This window comes from Polynucleobacter sp. JS-Polo-80-F4 (assembly GCF_018881965.1).
GTDB lineage: Bacteria > Pseudomonadota > Gammaproteobacteria > Burkholderiales > Burkholderiaceae > Polynucleobacter.
On the sequence record NZ_JACVPI010000010.1, the window covers coordinates 1 to 217 of the forward strand.

1 pseudogene is annotated in these 217 nt (G+C 52.1%); it reads left to right on the forward strand.

The features are described from left to right. A pseudogene (locus tag ICN20_RS10225) lies at nt 1-217 on the forward strand (hemagglutinin); the annotation flags it as partial.

Consider the following 217-nt stretch of genomic DNA (forward strand, 5'->3'; position numbering starts at 1 on the left):
AGTGCCGGCAATGGCGGAGCCATTGCCATCTGGTCTGAAGTAAAAACCACCGTTGCCGGCATCCTTAAATCGATGGGTGGCTCCTTATCGGGTAATGGCGGCTTTATTGAGACCAGTTCCAAGGGAACTGTGGCGCTAGCTCCCACTGCCCAAATTAATACCAGCGCAACCAATGGCAAAGCAGGCACATGGCTCTTAGATCCCATTGATCTGATCA